Below are 18,059 nucleotides of genomic sequence, written 5' to 3' on the forward strand. Positions count from 1 at the left end.
GCGAGTTTGCGCGAGACCCCGCCGTAGTCGAGCACCGCAGGTTGCCCGAAGCGAAGCGTAGGGACCCAGACTGCGGGTCGCCTTTTCTTTGGTGACTTTCTTTTGGCGAAGCAAAAGAAAGTTACTTGCTGCCGGGCAACCCCCGGCCAACCACCCTCAGCAGAGAAAGCGCCCGTCGGAACAAGAACCGACTATCAAGCCCCTCCAGCCAGGAGAGCCGCATTTCCCCCAGCCGCAGTCGTATTCACAGTGACCGTCTGCTCCGCGCAGAAGCGATAGAGGTAATGCGGCCCACCGGCCTTGGGGCCAGTCCCGGAGAGCCCCTCTCCACCAAACGGCTGCACCCCCACCACCGCGCCAATCATGTTGCGGTTCACATAAATGTTGCCGACGTGCGCTGCCGCCGCCAGGGCCTGCGCGCGGGAGTCGATGCGGGTCTGTATGCCCAGGGTGAGACCGTAACCCAACGCGTTGATCTGCGCGATCACGGCTTGCGGGTCCTTGAGGTCGCCGCTGCCCCAGCGCACCACCTGCAGCACCGGGCCGAAGATTTCGTCTTTCACGTCGGCCAGGTTGGGCACTTCAAAGGCCGCCGGCGGGATCAGGTTGGCCAGCGGGCCGGACGCGGCCTGTGCGTGCTGTGCCGGGGTCACCAGTGCCTTGGCGCTGGAGTTCAAGCGCTGCAAGTGCTTCTGGATGTTGTCAAACGCTTCGCGGTCTATGACCGGGCCGACGTCGGTGGCAAGGTCGGCGGTTTCGCCGGCCACCAATTCCTGAGCCGCGCCTTTGATCATGGCGATCACGTGGTCGGCAATGCCCTCGTGCACGCACAGCAGGCGCAGCGCCGAGCAGCGCTGGCCGGCGGAACGGAACGCGCTTTGCACCACTGCATCGGCGACCTGCTCGGGCAGGGCCGTGCTGTCGACCAGCATGGCGTTGATGCCGCCGGTCTCGGCGATCAGCGGGACGATGGGGCCGTCCTTGGCGGCCAGCGCGCGGTTGATGATTTTGGCGACCTGGGTGGAGCCGGTGAAGACCACGCCGGCCACCTGGGGTGCCGCCACCAGCGCCGCGCCCACGGTATCACCGGGGCCGTGCGCGAGCTGTAGCGCGCCTTCGGGCACGCCGGCTTCATGCAGCAGCCTGACGGCCTCCCAGGCCACGCCCGGGGTCTGCTCGGCGGGCTTGGCCAGCACGGCATTGCCGGTGGCCAGCGCGGCCGCGACCTGGCCGGTGAAGATGGCCAGCGGGAAATTCCAGGGGCTGATGCACACCCAGGCGCCGCGCGCGGTGAGGCGCAGCTCGTTGGTCTCGCCGGTCGGGCCGGGCAAGGTCACCGGCCGCATGATGCGCTCGGCCTCATTGGCGTAGTAGCGCAGGAAGTCCACCGCCTCGCGCACTTCCGACACGGCGTCGCCCCAGGTCTTGAAGGCTTCCTTGACCAGCAGCGCGCAGAACTTCGGCATCTGCCGCTCCATCGCGTCGGCGGCGCGACGCAGGACGGCCGCGCGTTCGGCCACGTCCACCTTGCTCCACTGCCGATAGGCGCTGACACCCTTCTCCAGCAAGGCGGCGGCCTGCCGGGGATCAAATTCCGGCACCACCGGCACCGGCGTGGAAGCCAGCGCGGCCAGCAGCGGCGCGCGCATGCTTTCGACCGTGAGGTCCAGCCCCAGGCTGTTGGGGCGGCCGGGGCCGTAGAGCGCGGGCGGCAGCGGCAGCGAGGCGTCGGGCTCCAGCCGCAGCGGCGAGGTCAGCAGCTCGCCCATGCCGACCGACTCGTCGGCGAGCTGGTGCACAAAGGAGGAGTTGGCGCCGTTCTCAAGCAGGCGGCGCACCAGGTAGGCCAGCAGGTCGCGGTGCGCGCCCACGGGAGCGTAGACGCGGCAGCTGATCAGCGGGTTCTTCAGCACCTCGCGGAACACGCCCTCGCCCATGCCGTGCAGGCGCTGCAGCTCAAACGGCACGGCATTGCGCGAGGCCATCTGCAAAATCGCGGCGATAGTCGCGGCGTTGTGGCCGGCGAACTGCGGGTAGATCGCATCGGGCGCGGCCAGCAGGGCCTGCGCGCAGGCCAGGTAAGACACGTCGGTATGGTGCTTGTGCGTGAACACCGGGTAGTGCGGCAGGCCCATCTCCTGCGCGCGCTTGATTTCCGAATCCCAGTAGGCGCCTTTGACCAGACGGCACATCAGGCGCAGCTTGTACTTGCGGGCAATGGCGGCGATGTGGGCGATCAGATCGAGCGCGCGCGTCTGGTAGGCCTGCATGGCCAGGCCGAAGCCCTGCCACTGCGGATGGTGTTTTGCGACCTGCGCGGCCAGCGCCTCGAAAACGTCCAGCGACAGCTCCAGCCGGTCGACTTCCTCGGCATCAATGGTGAGGTTGATGTTGGCCCGGGCCGACAGCTCGCACAGCCCCCAGACGCGCGGCACGAGCTCGGCCATCACGCGTTCGCGCTGGGCGTCTTCGTAGCGCGGGTGCAGCGCGCTGAGCTTGATGGAGATGCCGTCGTTTTTTTCCGTGGCGCCTGCGGCATTCGCGCCGGCGGCGATGGCCTGGATGGCGTTGGTGTAGCTTGCCAGGTAGCGCAGCGCATCGGCGTCGGTGCGCGCGCCCTCGCCCAGCATGTCGTAGCTGAAGCGCAAATTCGGGATTTTCTTGCGGCTGTCGTCGGCCTCGGCCATGGCGTCGCCGATGGTCTGGCCCAGCACGAACTGCCGGCCCAACAGCTGCACGGCGCGCAGGGTGGCGGCCACGACGGTGCGCGCGCCCAGCTTGCTCATCAGGTTGGGCTGGCCGCCTTCGGGCAAAAACATCTTGGACATCGCGATGGCGGAAGCCGACAGGCGCGCCATCACGCCGTCGCCGGCGCCGTCAAAATCCGCGCGCCCCAGCTGGTCGGCCGTGAGCGCGATCGCCGTTTCGGCGTCCGGCACGCGCAGCAGGGCCTCGGCCAGGCGCATCAGGGCAAGGCCCTCGGCGCTGGAAATCGGGTATTCCTTGAGCAGGCTTTCCATGGCCCAGAAAGGCGGCGGGTTGTCGCGCACGGCCTGCACCCAGGGCTGGGCCGAATGCGCCGCCGCCGCCCAGTCCAGCGCGCCGGCCAGGCCCCGCAATTGGCCGGCCACGATGTCGGCTTCAGGACGGTAAGGGAAAGGCAGGCGGGGGGAGGCGGACATTAGGGGCTCCATAGAGGATTCGACGGTTTGGGCTACTTATTCAGTGGATGCAGCGATGTTCCATTGAATAATGCTGAATTTCCCGCTAAATTTGAGCAATTAACCGAATAATTCACTAGTCATGTTTGAAGCCTCACCAGAGATTGACCGCATTGACCTCAAAATCCTGAATGTTCTGCAGCAGGACGGCCGGATCTCCAACCTCAAGCTGGCCGAAAGCGTGGCCCTGTCGCCGACCGCCGTGCTGGCCCGCGTGCAGCGGCTGACCCGGGATGGCTACATCCTGGGTTATGAGGCCCTGCTCAACCCCCTCAAGCTGGGCGCCGGGATGATGGTGTTCGTCGAGGTGCTACTGGACCGCACCACACCCAATGTGTTCGAGGCCTTCAAGGCGGCGGTGCAGGTGCACCATGAAATCACCGAATGCCACATGGTGGCCGGCGGTTTTGACTACCTGCTCAAGACGCGCATGGCCGACATGGCGGCCTACCGCTCTTTTGCCGGCACCGTGCTGTGGCAGCTGCCGGGCGTGCGCGAAACCCGGACTTACGCGGTGATGGAAGAAGTCAAGAACACTACCCGCCTGGCGCTGGGCGTGTGAGCTCCTGGACGAAGCAAGCGCCTGGAAGCACGCAGTTTGGTGCTTTTATGGCCTTTTTCGGGCTCTTTTCCACATTTTCCAGCCCCAAACCCCCTTTGTGAGGGCTAACCGTGTTGCCAAGCTGCCCACCTTGGCATACCTTGCGGGTACCTAAGAAGCGGATTGCATAAGCCAAGCCGTAGCCGGACACATCGGCATTGCGCCGGGAGGGTTCTCCAGATGAACGTCAAGCCATGGTTCTCGTGCGGCACAGTGTTGCTGGCCCTTTCCGTCATTTCCGTCTTTCCCGCCCACGCCGCGGAAACCGGCGTCACGGACGCGGAAATACAGGTCGGGCAATTCGCCGCCCAGACCGGCCCCGCGGCCGAACTGGGCAAACGCATGCAGCTGGGCATACTGGCCCATTTCAATTCGGTCAATGCTGCGGGCGGCATCAGCGGCCGGACGCTCAAACTGGTTTCGCGTGATGACGGCTACGAACCCGAGAAAGCCGCCGCGGCCGTCAAGGCGCTGATCGAGGAAGACAAGGTGTTCGCGCTGATCGGCTCGGTCGGAACGCCGACCACGCTGGCGGCGGTGCCGGCGATCAACGCCGCGGGCATCCCCCTGATAGGCCCCTTCACCGGCGCGCAGGCCCTGCGCGAGCCCTTCAACCGCAACCTCTTCCACGTGCGCGCCAGCTACTTTGACGAGACCGAGCGCATCGTGCAGCACCTGAGCACCGTCGGCATCACCAAGATCGCCGTCTTCTACCAGAACGATTCCTACGGCAAGGCCGGGCTCGAAGGCGTGATGCGGGCCCTGACCAAGCGCAACCTCAAGCCGGCCGCCAGCGTCACCGTCGAGCGCAACAGCGTGGACGTTTCCGCGCCGCTGGCGGAGATCCTCAAGGCCGCACCGGAAGCCGTGATCCAGATCAGCGCCTACAAATCCTGCGCGGCCCTGATCAAGCAGGCCAGGGCCAAGGCCTACGGCGGCCAGTTCTTCAACGTGAGTTTTGTCGGCTCCAAGGCGCTGGGCGAGGAACTGGGCGATGCCGGGGCCGGCGTGACGATTTCCCAAGTCGTGCCCTTCCCGTACACGCCGTCGTCGGCCATCGTGCGCGAATACCAGCAACGCATGGTGGAAGCCGGCCACAAGGATTTTGATTTCTCCAGCATGGAGGGCTTCCTCGCGGCCAGGGTGTTCACCGAGGGCCTGCGCCGCGCCGGCAAGAACCTGACCCGCGAGAGCCTGATGACGGCGCTCGAATCCATGCGCGACCACAACATGGGCGGTTTCACCGTGAGCTACGGGCCCAAAAGCCACGAAGGCTCGCGCTATACCGACCTGACCATCATCGGGCGCGGCGGAAAGTTCATGCGCTGACCCGGAAGGCCTGGGCATGCCCGGGCTTGCCAAGCCCCGGCCGCTGGCAATAATGCGAGCTGCTTCCGTTTTGCACTTCAACAACAGGAACGTCCATGAAATTCACCACACCTCTCCTGGCAGCCGCCGCGCTGGCCTTCGCCGCCGGCGCCGCCGCGCAAACCACCAAGCCGGGCTTGTGGGAAATCACCAACAAAATGCAGTCGAGCTCCGGCGAGATGGAAAAAGCCATGGCCAACATGGAAAAGCAGCTGGCCGGCATGTCGCCCGAGCAACGCAAGCAGATGCAGGACATGATGGCCAAGCAGGGCATGTCCATGGCGCCGGGCAGCGGCGGCGGCATGAGCATGAAGATGTGCATCACCAAGGAGATGGCCGAGCGCAATGAGTTGCCGCAACAGCAGCAAGGCGACTGCAAGACCACCCAGTCGCCGCGCAGCGGCAACACCATGAAGTTTTCCTATGTCTGCACGCAGCCGCCTTCCAGCGGCGAAGGTGTGATGACCTTCTCTGGCGACACCGCCTACACCATGAAGATGAACACCACGACCACCGTCAAGGGCAAACCCGAAAAGATGACCATGGACGCCTCGGGCAAATGGCTGGCGGCTGATTGCGGCAATATCAAACCGATCGCTGTGCCCAAGAAATAAAGCCCCAGGCTTGTCTTACGCCCTCTCCCTCTGGGAGAGGGCGGGGTGAGGGGTGAGGGCTGACGGCGGTTGCAAGTTGGCCCGCCGCGTCGCGGCTTACCGGCCCCCGAAGATCGCGGTACCTACACGCACCATGGTGCTCCCGGCATGGATGGCGGCCTCCAGGTCGGCGGTCATGCCTAAGGACAAGGTATCCATAGGTGTCGTCAGGGCACCGGAGGCGTTGACGGCGTCAAAAACGGCCTTGGTCCTGGCATGCAGAGCGCAGGCAGCATCAAAATCCGCCGCCGGTTCGGGAATGGCCATCAGGCCGCGCAGGACCAGGCGCGGCAGTTGCGCGACTTCCCGCGCCAGGGCCAGGACTTCGTCCGGCGCCAGGCCCGACTTGTTGGCGCCGCCGTCGATATTGACCTGCAGGCAGATCTGCAGCGGCGGCAGGTTATCGGGCCGCTGCTCGCTCAGGCGCTGGGCGATCTTGAGCCGGTCGACCGACTGCACCCAGTCAAAGTGTTCGGCAACCAGGCGGGTTTTATTGCTTTGCACCGGGCCTATGCAGTGCCACTCCAGGGCCTCGCCGCCTGGCTGGCTCCGCAAGGCGAGTATCTTCTCCACGCCCTCGGTGATGTAGTTCTCGCCGAAGGCACGTTGCCCGTCCGAAGCGGCGTCGGCCACAGCGTCAACGCCAAAGGTCTTGGACACGGCCAGCAGACGTACGGTGGCCGGGTTCCGCCCGGCGGCGACGCAGGCCGTGGTGATACGGTCACGGACTAGCTGGAGATTGCGCACAATCGTGGTCATAATCGAACTGTAAACTTAGTTTGAAAACCATTTTCAAAGGGTCCCGGGATGGATATCACGCAGCTGCTGGCTTTTAGCGTCAAGAACAAGGCGTCTGACTTGCACTTATCGGCTGGCCTGCCGCCCATGATCCGGGTTCACGGCGACGTGCGGCGCATCAACATCGACCCGCTGGACCACAAGCAGGTGCATGCCATGGTGTACGACATCATGAACGACACCCAGCGCAAAACCTACGAAGAATTCCTCGAGGTCGACTTTTCCTTTGAAATCGACGGGCTGGCCCGCTTCCGGGTCAATGCTTTCAACCAGAACCGCGGTGCCGGCGCCGTGCTGCGGACCATTCCCTCCAAAATCCTGACGCTGGAGCAGCTCAACGCACCCAAGATTTTCGGCGACCTGGCCATGAAGCCGCGCGGCATGGTGCTGGTCACCGGCCCCACCGGCTCGGGCAAGTCCACCACGCTGGCGGCCATGGTCAACTTCCTGAACGAAAACGAATACGGCCACATCCTCACGGTCGAAGACCCGATCGAGTTCGTGCACGAATCCAAAAAATGCCTGATCAACCAGCGTGAGGTCGGGCCGCACACCCTGAGCTTCAACGCCGCGCTGAAATCCGCGCTGCGCGAAGACCCGGACGCCATCCTCGTGGGTGAAATGCGCGACCTGGAAACCATTCGCCTGGCCATGTCGGCCGCTGAAACCGGCCACCTGGTCTTCGGCACGCTGCACACCTCCAGCGCCGCCAAGACGATTGACCGGATCATCGACGTGTTCCCGGCCGAGGAAAAGGAAATGATCCGCTCCATGCTGTCGGAGTCGCTGCAGGCGGTGATCTCGCAGACGCTGTGCAAGACCAAGGACGGCGCGGGCCGGGTGGCGGCCCACGAGATCATGCTGGGCACCAGCGCCATCCGCAATTTGATCCGCGAAGCCAAGGTCGCGCAGATGTATTCGTCCATCCAGACCGGCAACAGCGTGGGCATGCAGACGCTGGACCAGAACCTGACGGACCTGGTCAAGCGCAACGTAATCTCTGCGGCCGAAGCCCGTGGCAAAGCAAAGATCCCAGAAAACTTCCCAGGCTAGAACCATGCGCGACACTCGCAGTACAAGCCCGTCCCAGGCAAGCAGGGGCCGCGGAACCGGCTTTGCCGGGCCGCAGGCGCAGCGGCCCCCTCGGGGGGCAGCGCAGTACGCGAAGCGGCAAGCGTGGGGGCATCATTTTTTAGGAGCCGTTCATGGAACGCGACCAGGCCAGTAAATTCATCAACGACCTGCTGAAACTCATGGTCAGCCGCAACGGCAGCGACCTGTTCATCACGGGCGACTTCCCGCCGGCCATGAAAGTGGACGGCAAGGTGACCAAGGTATCGCCGCAGCCGCTCAACGCCAACCACACGCTGGCGCTGGCGCGTTCCATCATGAACGACAAGCAGGCGGCGGAATTTGAACGCACCAAGGAATGCAATTTCGCGATCTCGCCGCCCGGCGTGGGGCGTTTTCGCGTGAACGCCTTCATCCAGCAGGGCAAAGTCGGCATGGTGATGCGGACCATCCCGGCCGTGCTGCCCACCATTGACGGGCTGGGCGTGCCCCAGGTGCTCAAGGAAGTGGTGATGAGCAAGCGCGGCCTGACCATCCTGGTCGGTGCCACCGGCTCCGGCAAATCCACCACCCTGGCCGCCATGGTCGACTGGCGCAACGAGCAGTCCTACGGCCACATCATCACGATTGAAGACCCGGTGGAGTTCGTCCACGCGCACAAGAACTGCGTGATCACGCAGCGCGAAGTGGGCCTGGACACTGACAGCTGGGAAGCGGCGCTGAAAAACACGCTGCGCCAGGCGCCCGATGTGATCCTGATGGGCGAGATCCGCGACCGCGAAACCATGGAGCACGCCATCGCCTTCGCCGAAACCGGCCACCTGTGCCTGGCCACGCTGCACGCCAACAGCGCCAACCAGGCGCTGGACCGCGTGATCAACTTCTTCCCCGAAGAGCGCCGCACCCAGCTGCTGATGGACTTGTCGCTCAACCTCAAGGCCATGATCTCGCAGCGCCTGGTGCCCAAGCAGGACGGCAAGGGCCGTTTCGCCGCGGTCGAGGTCATGCTCAACTCGCCGCTGATCTCCGACCTGATCTTCAAGGGCGAAGTCTCCGAGATCAAGGAGATCATGAAGAAAAGCCGCAACTTGGGCATGCAGACCTTCGACCAGGCCCTGTACGATGCCTTCGAAAGCCACTTCATCACCTACGAAGACGCCCTGCGCAATGCCGACTCGGTGAACGACCTGCGCCTGCAGATCAAACTCAACTCGACGCGTGCCAAGTCGACCGACCTGGCAGCCGGCACCGAAAACTTCGCCATCGTTTAAGTCCGGGCAGCCTGCCGGCTTCGCGCCGGCGGCTCCCGTTCGTCCTTCCCATTCTTCTTTCAGGCAGCTCCCCATGTCCAGCACCACCGCCAAAACCTACGAATCCTCCACTCCCCGCCAGGTCGCCTTCCTGGGCCTGGGCGTCATGGGCTACCCCATGGCCGGCCACCTGGCGCTGGCCGGCCACAGCGTCACGGTCTACAACCGCAGCCCCGCCAAGGCCGCCGCCTGGGTCGCCGAATACGCCGCCACGACCAAGCCGGCGCACGCCGCCCTGCCGCGCCTGGCGGTGGCCGGCGCCGACATCGTGTTCTGTTGCGTCGGCAATGACGACGACCTGCGCGCCGTCACGCTGGGCGCGGACGGCGCCTTCGCCGGCATGAAGCCGGGCGCGATTTTTGTCGACCACACCACGGCATCGGCCGATGTGGCGCGCGAACTCTACGCGGCTGCCGCCAAGCTCGGCCTGCAGTTCATCGACGCCCCGGTGTCGGGCGGCCAGGCCGGCGCGCAGAACGGCGCGCTGACCGTGATGTGCGGCGGCGACGCCGCGGCCTTCGATACCGTGAAACCCGCCGGCATGGCGTTTTCCAAGGCCTTCACGCTGATGGGCGCCAGCGGCGCGGGCCAGCTCACCAAGATGGTCAACCAGATCTGCATCGCCGGCCTGGTGCAGGGCCTGAGCGAGGCGGTCGCCTTCGGCCAGAAGGCCGGGCTGGACGTGAACCAGGTGCTGGACGTGATCGGCAAGGGCGCGGCGCAAAGCTGGCAGCTCGACAACCGCGGCAAGACCATGGTCGCCGACAAGTTTGATTTCGGCTTCGCCGTCGACTGGATGCGCAAGGACCTGGGCCTGGTGCTGGACGAGGCCAAGCGCAACGGCGCCCGGCTCCCCGTCACGGCCCTCGTCGACCAGTTCTACGCCGACGTGCAGGCCATGGGTGGCCAGCGCTGGGATACCTCCAGCCTCATCAAGCGCCTTAAATAAGCGCGAATAGCGCGGACACAAAAAAGCGGCCGCACCGGTTTGTCCGGTGCGGCCGCTTTGTTTTGTGTTTCAGCCGCCTGCGGGCTTGGTGTTTCCAGCCGGTTGCGCAGCAGGTTTGGACGGCAGCATGCGCGCCAGTTCTTCCTCGCTGATGACTTCGAAAATCCGGACGACCTTCTGCACGCCGGGCGTCGAACGCACCACCTCGGTGGCGCGATCGGCTTCACGCTGCGTGACGCGGCCCATCAGGTAGGTCGTGCCGCGCTCCGTGATCACCTTGAAGGCGTTGGAGGACAGGTCGCGCGCATCGACCAGCATGGCCTTGACGCGGCCGGTGACCAGGACGTCGGAAGAGCGCTGCGTCAGGGTCGCGTTGCCCATGATGGCCAGTTCGTTGACCACCGAGCTCACGTTTTCCACGCGCGCGACGATCTGCTCGACCAGCTGCTTGTCCTGGGCATTCGGCACTTCGCCCGTGAGCAGCACCTGCCGGTTATAGCTGGTCAGGTTGACGTGCACGCGCTCGCCGACGTTGCTGCGGATGCGGCTGGTGGCGCGCAATTCGATGCCCTCGTCCTCAAGCTGCGCGCCGGAGGTGCGGCGATCGGTCGCCACCAGCGCGCCGCCCGCGACGCCGCCCACGACCAGCGGGAAGCAAGCCGTCAGCGCGCCGCCCAGCAGGGTCGCCGTCATGATGGCCAAAGTCAGCCGTTTAAACCGGACAAATTTCATACAGAGGTCTCCTGGTCGCCTAGTAACTGGGTGTCCACGCCATCGCAGATGCAATGGAGGACGAGAAGGTGCACTTCCTGGATACGCGCGGTCCGCTCATGCGGAACGCAGACATGCACATCGGTTTCACGCAGCGCGTGGGTGATCTTGCCGCCGCCGCGGCCCGTCAGGGCCACCACGGTCATCTCGCGCTCGTGGGCGGCCTCGATGGCGGCCAGCACATTGGCCGAGTTGCCGCTGGTGCTGATGGCCAGCAGGACGTCGCCGGCGCCGCCGAGCGCGCGGACCTGCTTGGAAAAGATCACCGAAAAATCGTAGTCGTTGGCGATGGCCGTGAGGATGGAGCTGTCCGTCGTCAGGGCGATCGCGCCCAGCTCGGGCCTTTCGCGTTCGTAGCGGCCGACGAACTCGGCCGCGAAATGCTGGGCGTCGGCGGCCGATCCGCCATTGCCGCAGGCCAGCACCTTGCCGCCGCTGGTGACGCTGGCCAGAATGGCATGGACCGCCGCCGCGATCGGCTTGGACAGGACCTGGGCCGCCTGGTACTTGAGGTCGGCGCTGTCGATAAATTGTTGTTCTATGCGTTGTTCAAGCATGGGCCAATGATAGCGGGTCGGGGTTACCCTTCGCACCCAGGCCCGCCTGCCCGGCCTTCCGCGACAAACCGCGGCCGGCCACCTTTGCAATCTTTATAGAATCAGAGGCTTTGCGAACGGCCGGCACCCCCGGCCAACCCGCAAATGACATGGCTTGAATGACGGGGCTAAAACCGGAACTAGTTACCGGAACTATGCCCGCTTCCCTCTGAAAACTCCGCAAGCGACGGCCGCGCCGGGGAGGATTGGGCCATCATCGATACACACAGTTACTAAAAGAGCGAAGTCCACGCACCCCCATGAACAGTCCCGTCTTTGATCCCGAGGTCGCCAGGAACGCAGCCGCCGCCTTTATGCGCGCGACGGCCGCGAGATGGCCGTCCCCGAGCGTGGAGCTGCAGGACCGCGACACCTTCATGCTGATACGCGTGGACGTGCCGCCCTCGGACAGCCTCGACATCGACGTGTCGGTCCGGCAGTCCATCGCGCTCGCGCTCAATGAAGCCGTTCCCATGCATTTCACGCAGACCTTCGGCCACTGGATCGTCGCCTTCCTGCGCGACAACAAGATGTTTGAGACCGTGCACCCCAGCGAATTCCAGGCCCTGACGAAATAGCCGGCCGCGCGCCGGCAAACCCTCACTCACGAAGCATCAAACGCGGCCGGCAGCCACTCGATGGCGGCGGCCGTTTTGTCGCCCAGCGCACCGTTGACCAGCACCACGTCAAAACGGCAGGGCGGCGGGCTCGCGAAACGCATCAGGTAGTGGCGCGCCGCCAGCACGATGCGCTGCTGCTTGGCGACGCTGATGCTGGCCGCAGCGCCGCCGTGCAAGGCGTCCGCGCGCTGGCGCACTTCCACGAACACCAGCGTGCCGTCGGGCGCGCGCATCACCAGGTCGATCTCGCCGCCGCCGCGGCCGGGCGTGCGGTAGTTGGCCTCCACGAAGCGCAGGCCGGCCCGCACCAGGCAGGCGCGCGCGGCGGACTCCGCCGCGTCACCGCGCGACTTGGTGGTAACCTGCCCGGGCAAGGGACGCGCGTCGGCGACCGCGACCGCCGGCGGCACCTTGGAAACCTGTTTTCTGGAAAACCACATTGAACGCTTCTTTCGAACTGGCACTGGATGCGGCGCGCGCCGCGGCGGGCATGCAGCATTATCCGGAAAGTGCGCTGTATGTCGTGGCCACGCCCATCGGCAACCTGGCCGACATCAGCCTGCGCGCGCTGCAGGTGCTGCAGCTGGTCGACGCGATTGCCTGTGAAGACAAACGCCATTCCCAGCCCCTGCTACGCCAGTACGGCATCGACAAGCCGCTGCTCGCGGTGCACGAGCACAACGAGGCGCAGGCCGCCGGCCTGGTGATTGAGCGCCTGCAGCGCGGCGAGCGAGTGGCCTACGTCAGCGATGCCGGCACGCCAGCCGTGAGCGATCCCGGCGCGCGACTGGTCGCCGCGGTGCGCGCGGCCGGCCTGGCCGTCATGCCCCTGCCCGGCGCCAGCAGCGTCACCACGGTGCTCAGCGTCGCCGGCCTCGGCAGCCCGGGCGGTGAAACCGGATTTGTTTTTGCCGGCTTCCTGCCGAGCAAGGCCGGCGAGCGCGACCAGGCGATTGCCGCGCTGCAAACCGACGCGCGGGCCATCGTGATCCTCGAGGCGCCGCACCGCATCGAGGCGCTGGCGCGGGCCATGGCCGTGCTGGGAGAGCGCCTCGTCACCGTGGGGCGCGAGCTGACCAAGCAGTTCGAGGAAATCGCGACGGTGCCGGCACAGGATTTCGCGGCCTGGCTGGCCGCCGGGCCGCAGCGCACGCGCGGCGAATTCGCCCTAGTGCTGCACCCCTCTTCCACGCCCGAAAGCGCCGAGGACGGCACGCGGGTGCTGCAACTGCTGCTGGCCGAATTGCCGCTGAAGACCGCCGTAAAGCTGGCCGCCGACATCACCGGCGTGGGCCGCAACGAACTCTACGAAACCGCCCTCAAACTCAAAAACGCATGAACCCCAACGCCGACCAGCTTTGGCGCGCACCGCGCTGGACACTCGCCGCCCTGCTGGCCATCCTCGGCATGCTGGGGCCGTTTTCCATCGACACCTACATCCCGGCGTTTTCCGGCATCGCGCAGTCGCTGGGCGCCTCGCCGGTGGAAATGCAGCAAACGCTGTCGGCCTACCTGTTCGGTTTTGCCTTCATGAACCTGTTCCACGGCGCGCTGGCCGACAGCTTCGGCCGCCGGCCGGTGGTGCTCTGGGGCATCGCGCTGTTCACGCTGGCCTCGGCCGGTTGCGCGCTGTCGCAAAGCATAGGCCAGCTGGTCTTCTTCCGCGCCGTGCAGGGTTTGTCGACGGGCGCCGGCATCGTGGTTTCACGCGCCGTGATCCGCGACATGTACCCGCCGGCCCAGGCCCAGCAGGTCATGAGCCAGGTCACGATTTATTTCGGCGTGGCGCCGGCGCTGGCGCCCATCGTGGGCGGCTGGTTGTTTGTGCACCTGGGCTGGCACAGCATCTTCTGGTTCCTCACGGGCGTGGGCGTAGTGCTCTGGACGACCAACTTCCGCTTCCTGCCTGAAACGCTGCCGCCGCTGGATCGCCAGCCTTTCGAAGTCCGGCATTTGATGCGCGGTTACTGGCAGCTGGGCTCCAGCCCGCGCTTTCTGTTGCTGGCGCTGGCCAGCGGTGTGCCCTTCAACGGCATGTTTTTGTACGTGCTGTCGGCGCCAGCCTTCCTCGGCGAGCACCTGTCGCTGCAGCCCACGGAGTTCTTCTGGTTCTTCATCCTGACCATCTCCGGCATCATGTCCGGCGCCTGGCTCAGCGGCCGTCTGGCCGGCAAGATCGCGCCCAAACAGCAGATACGCCACGGTTTTGTCATCATGCTGGTGACCTCGGTGCTCAACCTCGCGGCCAATCTGGTCTTCACGCCGCATGCCTCGTGGGCGCTGTTCCCGATCGCGGTGTTCGCCTTCGGCTGGGCGCTGATGGTGCCGGTGGTCACCCTGCTGGTGCTGGACCTTTACCCCGAGCGGCGCGGCATGGCGTCGTCGCTGCAGGCCTTCATCGGCTCGACCGCCAACGGCATCGTGGCCGGTATCGTGGCGCCGCTGGTGATGCATTCCACGCCCGCGCTGGCCGCGGTGTCGCTGGCCATGATGTGCATAGGCCTCGTCGCCTGGATGTATCTGCACCACCGCTGGCCGGAGATCGGCCGCGCTGTATCGCGCGACTAAGCACCGCGCCAAGGGACGCCGGGTCAGCGGTCGTTCACCCGGACCGGGAACTCCATGCCCTGGCCGACACGCTGGACCACGTTGCCGGCATCCAGGTAGACAAAGAAGAACATGTCCTGGACGCCATCGCGCCAGCGGTAGGTCATGATGTCGCCCGACCAGGAAATCACACCGTCCACCTTCGCGGGACGCCCGAACTCGCGCTCCACATCCGCGCGCGTCCATTTGCCGACTTCTATCCTGGAGAAGTCCTGGATGTTCAGGACCTGCCTGCTGCTGACCACTTTGCTCGCGGCATCGAGGTCGACCATGATGGCCCACTGGCCCGCAGGCTGGGCGGAGTATTGCAGGCGTGTGCCCGAGGCCAGCGGCACCGTGCGCGTCGGCGTGCCGTAGCTCGCGAGGACCTGCTCGCGCGACATGCCGGGCTGCACACTGGTGGCACAGCCCGCGGCCAGCAGCGCGGCAAGCACCGCGCCGGAAACAGTTTTAACGATATTCATGGGGAAACTCCTGGATTCATCCATAAGGCCGTCAAAGTCAGACACCGCCTATGCGGGATTGTTCCCGGCACGCAGGCCGGAGGCTTAGCCGTTCAGCTGCGCCCAGCCGGGCGTACCCGGGCGGCCTGAGTAACGGCTCGCGGCGTCGTAGCGTTCCCACGCCAGGCGCGCGGCGCGCCCGCCGTAGACCTCCTGCTGCAGCCATTCGCATTCGGCCTGCAGCGCGGCGTCACCGCCCAGCCGCGTGTGCCAGACCTTGGCGGTGCTGTCCCAGCGGTAGCCGCGGTTTTTGAGAGCGTCTTTGGCCGCGAAAGACGCGCCGGTGGCTTGCAGGCGGTAGCTCGGCAGGCGGGACGCGACCAGAAGGTGCGCCAGCCCGTTGACGCCCAGGCCCGGCAGCCCGGCCATCAGGACCTTGAGCAGGGCGTGGCAGTCCATCTCCGCGCGGTGCGCATCGTAAAACCAGCCCAGTTCGGAGGCCAGGTAGCTGAGCTTGGCCGAGCTGTGGCCCGCCGCCGTCCAGTCAATGTCGGCGAATGAGCAGGCCCAGTTCAAGGCCTGGGCCTGGGGCACCAGGCCTTCCACAAAGGGGCGGTCAAAACCGGCGTTGTGCGCGATGACCAGGTCCACGCCCTCCAGCAGGCTGGCGACGCGCGCCATGTCCAGTTGCTGGCCCGCCAGCATCTCGTCGGTGATGCCGGTGATCTCGCGCGCGATTTTCGGCACCGGCATGCCCGGATCGCGCAGCCCGTCGTAGACCTGCACCGGCCCGCTCGCGAGGCCGGTCTGGGTGTCGACCTGGATGCGCAGCAGCGCCAGTTCCATGATCTGGTCGCGCGAGGCGTCCAGCCCGGTGGTTTCGGTGTCGAGGATCACGACATGGGCCACGGGCCCCAGCGGCGTGCCGGGAAATTCCATGGCTGGCACCAGGCGCCTGAGCACGCGGTAGTCGGCGTGCTGTTCCAGCGCCAGGGCCATGGCCTCGGGGTTGCTGTTGGTCGTGGCGGATGGCGCAGCGGGAACCGGCGCCACGGGCTTGGGTGCCTTGGGCTTGCGCAGCTTGGCGGCGGCGGCCTCGGCGGCCATCGCCAGCATGCCCTCGTCAAAACCGAAACCCAGCTGGCCGCTCGTCGTCATGCGCGCACAGAGGCGTGAAGCCTCTCAGGGTGGATACCGTCTTGCATGCTTGCTCCTGGGTTTGCTTGAAATAAAGCACGCTATCTTCGCAGATAGCCAACCCAGGCAGAAGCGACTCATTCCCCCAGCACAAATCCTTCGCGCCGCGGATCGGCGCCGCCGACCAGGCCCTGGGGTGTCACCACAATGCCCTGCAGGCCGCTGGTGAACTCGATGGCCTGCACCTCATGGCCCAGCGCCTTCAAAGGGCCGGACAGCTTCTCGAGCTCGCTGCCCAGTTCGACCTCGGTGGCACGGTTGCGGCTGCCCATATTGGGCAGTGAAATCGCCTGCTGCACGTCCAGGCCCCAGTCCAGCACGCCCACCAGCGTCTTGGCCACGTAGTTGATGATGGCGCTGCCGCCGGGCGAGCCCACCGTCATCTTGAGCTTGCCGTCGGCGTCGAACACCAGCGTGGGCGACATGGTGCTGCGTGGGCGTTTGCCGCCTTCGATGCGGTTGGCCACCGGCAGGCCGTTTTCCTCGGGCGCGAGCGCGAAGTCCGTCATCTGGTTGTTCAGCAAAAAGCCGCGCACCATGATGTGGCTGCCGAACACCGCTTCAATCGTCGTCGTCATAGACACCGCGTTGCCGGCCGGATCGATCACCGAGATGTGGCTGGTCGCCGGGATTTCCGATTCCTCATCGGGCGCCCAGGCCATCTTGACGCCGGCCGGCACGCCCGGCGCGGCGCGCTTCATGCTCACGTCGGGGCGTATCAGCGCGCTGCGGCTCTTGAGGTATTCGGGCGAAACCAGCGCCGTCGCCGGCACGTTCACAAAATCAGGGTCGCCCACGTAGTAGTCGCGGTCGGCATAGGCCAGGCGGCCGGCTTCCGAAAACAGATGCACGGCCTCGGTGGAATTCGGCCGCACGCCGGACATCGGGAAGCGCTCCAGCGCGCCCAGCATGGCCAGCACCGCGATGCCGCCCGACGACGGCGGCGGCATGCCGCAGACCTTGTAGGCGCGGTAGGCGCCGCACAGCACTGTGCGTTCCCGCGCCTGGTAGCCGGCGATGTCCTGCAGCGTCATGCCGCCGGGCTGGGCCTGGCCGTTCACGGCGGCCGAGATGTCACGCGCGATCTCGCCTTTGTAAAAAGCATCCGGGCCTTCCTGGGCGACGCGCCTGAGCACCGCCGCGAAGTCCGGGTTCTTCAGCGTGGCGCCCACGGCCAGCGGCTCGCCGGCCGTGTCGTAAAAATAGGCGCGCGCATTCGCGTTGGCGCGCAAGGTCTTGTCGAGCTTGATCACGGTGTGCAGGCGCTCCGACACCGCAAAGCCGCTTTCGGCCAGGCGTATGGTGGGCTCGAACAGTTTTGCCCAGGGCAGCTTGCCGTGCTTCTGGTGCGCGATTTCCATCACGCGCAGCAGGCCGGGCACGCCGACGGACTTGCCGGAATTGATGGCCTCCCTGAGCGGCAGGGGCTTGCCCTTGGCGTCGAGGAAGCGGTCGCCCTTGGCCGAGGCCGGCGCTTTTTCGCGGCCGTCATAGGCGTTGAGCGCCTTCTGGCCCGCGTCGTAACTCACGATGAAGGCGCCGCCGCCTATGCCCGAGGATTGCGGTTCGGTCAGGTTCAGCATGACGGCGGCGGCGATGGCCGCATCCACCGCGCTGCCGCCGGCCTTGAGCATTTCCTGCCCCGCGCGTGTCGCATGCGGGTTGGCCGTGGCGATCATGAATTTTTTGGCGGTGACGGCCTTCTTTTCGGTGTAACCCGAGGAAGGCTCGGGCGCGACGTCCTGGGCCGGCACCGGCAGCAGCTGCGCGTGCACCGCCGCCTGCGACATGAAAAAAACAAAACCCAGCTGCGCCAAAGCGCGGGTTCTTGTGTGTAAACGCATCTTTTTTTCC

The 18,059-nt window shown here is 65.8% G+C and carries 17 protein-coding genes; 9 read left to right on the forward strand and 8 right to left on the reverse strand.

The genetic code is table 11. The features are described 5' to 3' along the window. Positions 1-194: 194 nt before the first annotated feature. A complete protein-coding gene (putA, locus tag AC1D1F_RS13470; protein ID WP_477677834.1) occupies positions 195-3,182 on the reverse strand; it encodes a bifunctional proline dehydrogenase/L-glutamate gamma-semialdehyde dehydrogenase PutA in 2,988 nt (995 codons plus the stop codon). A 121-nt stretch (positions 3,183-3,303) separates the two neighbouring features. Between putA and AC1D1F_RS13475 the strand changes: the two genes are divergently transcribed. From AC1D1F_RS13475 to AC1D1F_RS13485, 3 genes are all read left to right on the forward strand, one after another. Further along, on the forward strand, positions 3,304-3,783 hold the full coding sequence (locus tag AC1D1F_RS13475) for an Lrp/AsnC ligand binding domain-containing protein (protein WP_092130297.1): 480 nt from the start codon (positions 3,304-3,306) through the stop codon (positions 3,781-3,783). A 219-nt stretch (positions 3,784-4,002) separates the two neighbouring features. After that, positions 4,003-5,151, forward strand: a complete 1,149-nt coding sequence (locus AC1D1F_RS13480) for an ABC transporter substrate-binding protein (RefSeq protein WP_477677835.1) — start codon at positions 4,003-4,005, stop codon at positions 5,149-5,151. A gap of 95 nt (positions 5,152-5,246) precedes the next feature. After that, positions 5,247-5,804: a DUF3617 domain-containing protein gene (locus AC1D1F_RS13485; protein ID WP_477677836.1), complete on the forward strand. Its 558-nt coding sequence runs from the start codon at positions 5,247-5,249 to the stop codon at positions 5,802-5,804. A 96-nt stretch (positions 5,805-5,900) separates the two neighbouring features. Here AC1D1F_RS13485 and AC1D1F_RS13490 read toward each other — a convergent pair whose 3' ends face one another. Next, positions 5,901-6,602, reverse strand: coding sequence for a YggS family pyridoxal phosphate-dependent enzyme (locus AC1D1F_RS13490; RefSeq protein ID WP_477677837.1), 702 nt, complete (start codon positions 6,600-6,602; stop codon positions 5,901-5,903). A 48-nt stretch (positions 6,603-6,650) separates the two neighbouring features. On the opposite strand from AC1D1F_RS13490, the gene AC1D1F_RS13495 reads away from it, so the two are divergent. The 3 genes from AC1D1F_RS13495 (at position 6,651) to AC1D1F_RS13505 (ending at position 9,971) form a co-directional block, all read left to right on the forward strand. Continuing rightward, positions 6,651-7,694: a type IV pilus twitching motility protein PilT gene (locus AC1D1F_RS13495; protein ID WP_436155900.1), complete on the forward strand. Its 1,044-nt coding sequence runs from the start codon at positions 6,651-6,653 to the stop codon at positions 7,692-7,694. A 152-nt stretch (positions 7,695-7,846) separates the two neighbouring features. Next, entirely contained in the window at positions 7,847-8,983 is a 1,137-nt protein-coding gene (locus tag AC1D1F_RS13500; RefSeq protein WP_477655722.1) for a PilT/PilU family type 4a pilus ATPase, read from the forward strand. Between the two features lie 73 nt (positions 8,984-9,056). Continuing rightward, entirely contained in the window at positions 9,057-9,971 is a 915-nt protein-coding gene (locus AC1D1F_RS13505; RefSeq protein WP_477696981.1) for an NAD(P)-dependent oxidoreductase, read from the forward strand. 69 nt (positions 9,972-10,040) lie between these two features. Here the strand turns inward: AC1D1F_RS13505 and AC1D1F_RS13510 are convergent, their stop codons facing one another. Continuing rightward, entirely contained in the window at positions 10,041-10,703 is a 663-nt protein-coding gene (locus AC1D1F_RS13510) for a BON domain-containing protein (RefSeq protein ID WP_477696980.1), read from the reverse strand. Further along, positions 10,700-11,299, reverse strand: a complete 600-nt coding sequence (locus AC1D1F_RS13515) for a phosphoheptose isomerase (RefSeq protein ID WP_477655725.1) — start codon at positions 11,297-11,299, stop codon at positions 10,700-10,702. The genes AC1D1F_RS13510 and AC1D1F_RS13515 overlap by 4 nt, the downstream gene beginning before the upstream one ends. Positions 11,300-11,598: 299 nt before the next feature. On the opposite strand from AC1D1F_RS13515, the gene AC1D1F_RS13520 reads away from it, so the two are divergent. Next, entirely contained in the window at positions 11,599-11,916 is a 318-nt protein-coding gene (locus AC1D1F_RS13520; RefSeq protein WP_477675975.1) for a hypothetical protein, read from the forward strand. A 26-nt stretch (positions 11,917-11,942) separates the two neighbouring features. On the opposite strand, the gene AC1D1F_RS13525 is transcribed toward AC1D1F_RS13520, so the two are convergent. After that, positions 11,943-12,398 carry a YraN family protein gene (locus AC1D1F_RS13525; protein ID WP_477675976.1) on the reverse strand — a complete coding sequence of 152 codons (456 nt, stop codon included), beginning with the start codon at positions 12,396-12,398 and terminating at the stop codon, positions 11,943-11,945. A gap of 50 nt (positions 12,399-12,448) precedes the next feature. On the opposite strand from AC1D1F_RS13525, the gene rsmI reads away from it, so the two are divergent. After that, on the forward strand, positions 12,449-13,297 hold the full coding sequence (gene rsmI / locus AC1D1F_RS13530) for a 16S rRNA (cytidine(1402)-2'-O)-methyltransferase (protein WP_477675988.1): 849 nt from the start codon (positions 12,449-12,451) through the stop codon (positions 13,295-13,297). After that, the gene (locus tag AC1D1F_RS13535) at positions 13,294-14,526 is read left to right on the forward strand and encodes a multidrug effflux MFS transporter (protein WP_477675977.1); all 1,233 of its coding nucleotides are present in this window, start codon (positions 13,294-13,296) and stop codon (positions 14,524-14,526) included. Before rsmI ends, AC1D1F_RS13535 begins: the two co-directional genes overlap by 4 nt. A 23-nt stretch (positions 14,527-14,549) precedes the next feature. Here the strand turns inward: AC1D1F_RS13535 and AC1D1F_RS13540 are convergent, their stop codons facing one another. The 3 genes from AC1D1F_RS13540 to ggt all read right to left on the reverse strand — a co-directional run bounded on the left by AC1D1F_RS13540 (position 14,550) and on the right by ggt (position 18,049). Beyond that, the gene (locus tag AC1D1F_RS13540) at positions 14,550-15,029 is read right to left on the reverse strand and encodes a hypothetical protein (RefSeq protein ID WP_477696978.1); all 480 of its coding nucleotides are present in this window, start codon (positions 15,027-15,029) and stop codon (positions 14,550-14,552) included. Positions 15,030-15,113: 84 nt separating this feature from the next. Further along, positions 15,114-16,166, reverse strand: a complete 1,053-nt coding sequence (locus tag AC1D1F_RS13545; protein WP_477675979.1) for a 3'-5' exonuclease — start codon at positions 16,164-16,166, stop codon at positions 15,114-15,116. Between the two features lie 116 nt (positions 16,167-16,282). Further along, complete coding sequence (gene ggt, locus AC1D1F_RS13550; RefSeq protein WP_477696977.1) at positions 16,283-18,049, reverse strand: gamma-glutamyltransferase; 1,767 nt, start codon at positions 18,047-18,049, stop codon at positions 16,283-16,285. Positions 18,050-18,059 lie beyond the last annotated feature (10 nt).

It is taken from the genome of Polaromonas sp. P1_H6, assembly GCF_056405195.1.

Excerpts from the sequence above, each read along its gene's own strand:
- putA (WP_477677834.1), bottom strand. The coding sequence starts at position 3,182 with ATGTCCGCCTCCCCCCGCCTGCCTTTCCCTTACCGTCCTGAAGCCGAC.
- AC1D1F_RS13475 (WP_092130297.1), top strand. The coding sequence starts at position 3,304 with ATGTTTGAAGCCTCACCAGAGATTGACCGCATTGACCTCAAAATCCTG.
- AC1D1F_RS13480 (WP_477677835.1), top strand. The coding sequence starts at position 4,003 with ATGAACGTCAAGCCATGGTTCTCGTGCGGCACAGTGTTGCTGGCCCTT.
- AC1D1F_RS13485 (WP_477677836.1), top strand. The coding sequence starts at position 5,247 with ATGAAATTCACCACACCTCTCCTGGCAGCCGCCGCGCTGGCCTTCGCC.
- AC1D1F_RS13490 (WP_477677837.1), bottom strand. The coding sequence starts at position 6,602 with ATGACCACGATTGTGCGCAATCTCCAGCTAGTCCGTGACCGTATCACC.
- AC1D1F_RS13495 (WP_436155900.1), top strand. The coding sequence starts at position 6,651 with ATGGATATCACGCAGCTGCTGGCTTTTAGCGTCAAGAACAAGGCGTCT.
- AC1D1F_RS13500 (WP_477655722.1), top strand. The coding sequence starts at position 7,847 with ATGGAACGCGACCAGGCCAGTAAATTCATCAACGACCTGCTGAAACTC.
- AC1D1F_RS13505 (WP_477696981.1), top strand. The coding sequence starts at position 9,057 with ATGTCCAGCACCACCGCCAAAACCTACGAATCCTCCACTCCCCGCCAG.
- AC1D1F_RS13510 (WP_477696980.1), bottom strand. The coding sequence starts at position 10,703 with ATGAAATTTGTCCGGTTTAAACGGCTGACTTTGGCCATCATGACGGCG.
- AC1D1F_RS13515 (WP_477655725.1), bottom strand. The coding sequence starts at position 11,299 with ATGCTTGAACAACGCATAGAACAACAATTTATCGACAGCGCCGACCTC.
- AC1D1F_RS13520 (WP_477675975.1), top strand. The coding sequence starts at position 11,599 with ATGAACAGTCCCGTCTTTGATCCCGAGGTCGCCAGGAACGCAGCCGCC.
- AC1D1F_RS13525 (WP_477675976.1), bottom strand. The coding sequence starts at position 12,398 with ATGTGGTTTTCCAGAAAACAGGTTTCCAAGGTGCCGCCGGCGGTCGCG.
- rsmI (WP_477675988.1), top strand. The coding sequence starts at position 12,449 with ATGCAGCATTATCCGGAAAGTGCGCTGTATGTCGTGGCCACGCCCATC.
- AC1D1F_RS13535 (WP_477675977.1), top strand. The coding sequence starts at position 13,294 with ATGAACCCCAACGCCGACCAGCTTTGGCGCGCACCGCGCTGGACACTC.
- AC1D1F_RS13540 (WP_477696978.1), bottom strand. The coding sequence starts at position 15,029 with ATGAATATCGTTAAAACTGTTTCCGGCGCGGTGCTTGCCGCGCTGCTG.
- AC1D1F_RS13545 (WP_477675979.1), bottom strand. The coding sequence starts at position 16,166 with ATGACGACGAGCGGCCAGCTGGGTTTCGGTTTTGACGAGGGCATGCTG.
- ggt (WP_477696977.1), bottom strand. The coding sequence starts at position 18,049 with ATGCGTTTACACACAAGAACCCGCGCTTTGGCGCAGCTGGGTTTTGTT.